General features: G+C 67.6%; 3 protein-coding genes. 1 reads left to right on the top strand and 2 read right to left on the bottom strand.

Going from position 1 to position 2,868, the window contains the following annotated elements; translation table 11 throughout:
• Positions 1-680, bottom strand: a 680-nt coding sequence (locus tag ACFQEU_RS13980; RefSeq protein ID WP_379783138.1) for a prenyltransferase, incomplete at its 3' end; no start/stop codon positions are given.
• A 4-nt stretch (positions 681-684) separates the two neighbouring features.
• Positions 685-2,259 carry a phytoene desaturase family protein gene (locus ACFQEU_RS13985; RefSeq protein WP_379783140.1) on the bottom strand — a complete coding sequence of 525 codons (1,575 nt, stop codon included), beginning with the start codon at positions 2,257-2,259 and terminating at the stop codon, positions 685-687.
• Between the two features lie 90 nt (positions 2,260-2,349).
• Between ACFQEU_RS13985 and ACFQEU_RS13990 the strand changes: the two genes are divergently transcribed.
• Positions 2,350-2,868 (top strand): SDR family oxidoreductase (locus ACFQEU_RS13990; RefSeq protein WP_379783142.1); only part of this gene is annotated, 519 nt, incomplete at its 3' end.

Consider the following 2,868-nt stretch of genomic DNA (forward strand, 5'->3'; position numbering starts at 1 on the left):
GCGGCGACACAGTAGGCGTACGTCCGCCGCTCGCCGAGCACCGTCGCGGTCGTCCGGATCCCCGCCTCGCGGTCGGGCTGGATGTCGGGGATCGCGGAAAACGTGTGCATCCCCATCGTCCAGAGCCACGCGCCGACGAGGGCGGCCAGCGGGGGGTGTGTGCCCGCGACCGTCGCGTACGCGGCCGCGCCCGGAAGGACGTACAGCCCGTTCGACAGCGAGTCGAGGAACGGCGTCGTCTTGAACCGGACCGGCGGGACGCTGTATCCGGTCGCAAGCAACAGGAACCCGGCGAGATACGGCCACGCGACCGGCGGCGTGATGAGGAACGTCCCGAGCCCCGCCAGCGCCGAGAGGACCACCGCGGTGATCACGAACCGATCCCCTTGCCAGCGCGCCTCCCGCTCCGCTTTTTTCGGGTTCAACTCGTCGATGTCCGCGTCGAACACGTCGTTCACGCCGTAGAGGTACACGTTCGCAGGGACGAGGAAGTACGCGGCGAGCGCGACCGTCACTGGCGTGAACAGCTCGCTCACGTCTCCGATCCCGTACGTGACGCCCACGGCGACCGGCCCGGCGAGGTACAGCCAGAACCGCGGCCGCGAGAGGACCAGTAGGTATCGGAGGTGTCCCACGAGCCCGTCCCCGACTCCCCCGGGGTTCGGATCGGTTACGTTCACGCGTTCAGATCGTGTCGGCGATCCGTTCGGCCGTGATACCGCCGCTTATCAGACACATCGGGACACCGATCCCCGGCGTCGTCGTCGAGCCGGTGAAGTAGAGCCCGTCGACCGTCTCCGACCGATGCGGCGGCCGGAACAGCGACGTCTGCCGGAGGGTGTGTGCTAACCCGAGTGCCGAGCCCTGATAGCTGTTGTAGCGGTCGGCGAAGTCCTCGACACAGAACGTCTCCTCGAAGACGATCCGGTCGTGGAGCTCCTCGCCGGTGTTCGCGGCGATGTCGTCCAAGACGAGTTCGCGGTACTCCTCGCGTCTCTCCGGCGTGTCCTCCAAGCCGGGCGCGATCGGAACCAGCGCGAACAGGTTGCTGTGTCCCTCGGGGGCGACCGTGTCGTCGGTTTTCGAGGGGACACAGAGGTAGTACGCGGGGTCGTCGGGCCACGCCGGCTCCTCGAAGATAGTCTCGAAGTGCTCGTTCCACTGGGTCGGCAACACCAGCGTGTGGTGTTCGAGGTTCGGGACGTCGCCCTCGACGCCCAGATACAACAGGAACGCCGAGGGGGCGAACGTCCGCGACTCCCAGTACTCCTCGGTGTACTGGCGCTTCTTCGGGGGTAACAGCTCCTGTTCGGTGTGGGCGTAGTCGGCGTTCGAGACGACGATATCCGCGAGATAGCGCTCGCCGTCGCCGCCGTCGGCGCTCGTCCCGGCAGCCTCGCCGTTCTCGACCGTCTTGCCGCTCTCGCCGCTCCGGCCCGTCGGGGCCGTATCGACGGCGAACGCGCCGTATCGCCCCTCGATACCCGTCACCTCGGCGTCGGTGACGTACTCCACGCCGAGCTCCTCGCCGAGCTCGACGATCCCGTCGACGACCGCGCCGATCCCGCCGTCCGGGTAGTAGACGCCCATGTTGAAATCGACGTGGCTCATCAGGTTGTACAGCGCGGGGGTGTTCGTCGGCGAACCGCCCAAGAAGACGAGGGTGTACTGCATCAGCTGCTGGAGCTTCGGGTGATCGAAGTACCCCTCGACGTGGCCCTGCATCTTCCCGAGAAGCGAGAGCCCCCACGAGTATCGGAGGACGTCTTTGTCGACGTAATCCCGCAGGTTCGGGCGGTCCTCGTAGACGAAGTGTTCCATCCCGATCTCGTAGGTCCGTTTCGACTCCGCCAGGTACTCGTCGAGCGCGTCGCCGGCACCCGGCTCGTACGACTCGAACAGCGCACGGTTGTGCTCCATATCGGGGAGCACGTCGACCCGGTCGCCGTCCTTCCAGAACACGCGATAGTGTGGGTCGAGGTGCGAGAGCGTGTAATACTCCTCGGGCGACCGGCCGAAGTGACCGAAGAACCGCTCGAACACGTCGGGCATGAGGTACCACGATGGCCCCATGTCGAACCGGAACCCGTCGGTTTCGAGGCGGCTCGCGCGTCCGCCCAGCTGTTCGTTCTTCTCGAGGAGGGTGACCTCCGCGCCGGCGTCGGCGAGGTAACAGGCCGTCGAGAGGCCGCCGAATCCGCCGCCGATCACGACGACGGATTCGCCAGCCACAGCGTCGATGTCCGGGGCCGCGTCCATGTTCGATTATAGGGGCGGCGGCGGTATAAATACCACCCAGACGCCCCGAGTGGGTACCACTAAGTCCTCGACGCGCCTACCGACACGTACATGGATCCGACGGTCGCGATCACCGGAGCAACGAGCGGGATCGGGCGGGCGGTCGCCGAGTCGTTCGTCGAGGCGGGCGCGTTCGTCGCGGTCAGCGGCCGCGACGGCGACGCCGTCGACCGCACGGTCGAGGAATTGAACGGAGTCGACGGCGACACGGACGTCGGACGGGCGTGGGGCACCCGCGTCGATGTCCGCGACGAGTTCGACCTCGAACGGTTCTTCGAACGCGTCGCCCGCGAGGCCGGCCCGATCGACGTCGTGCTCGCAAACGCCGCCGTCTTCCACGGCGGCCCCGGCGAGTCGCCGACCGACGAGGTCGCCTACAGCGAGTTCGACGACACGATGCGGACGAACGCGCGCGGCGTCTTCGCGACGATCGCCGAGGCGCTCCCTCACCTCGCCGACGACGCCCGGGTGATCGTCCCGTCCGGTTCCGTCGCCCACGAGTCGAAGCAGGGAATGGGCGCGTACGCCGTCTCGAAGGCGGCCGCGGAGGCCGTCGCGCGCGGCTTCGCG

It is taken from the genome of Halorubrum tibetense, from assembly GCF_042661865.1.
Lineage (GTDB): Archaea > Halobacteriota > Halobacteria > Halobacteriales > Haloferacaceae > Halorubrum > Halorubrum tibetense.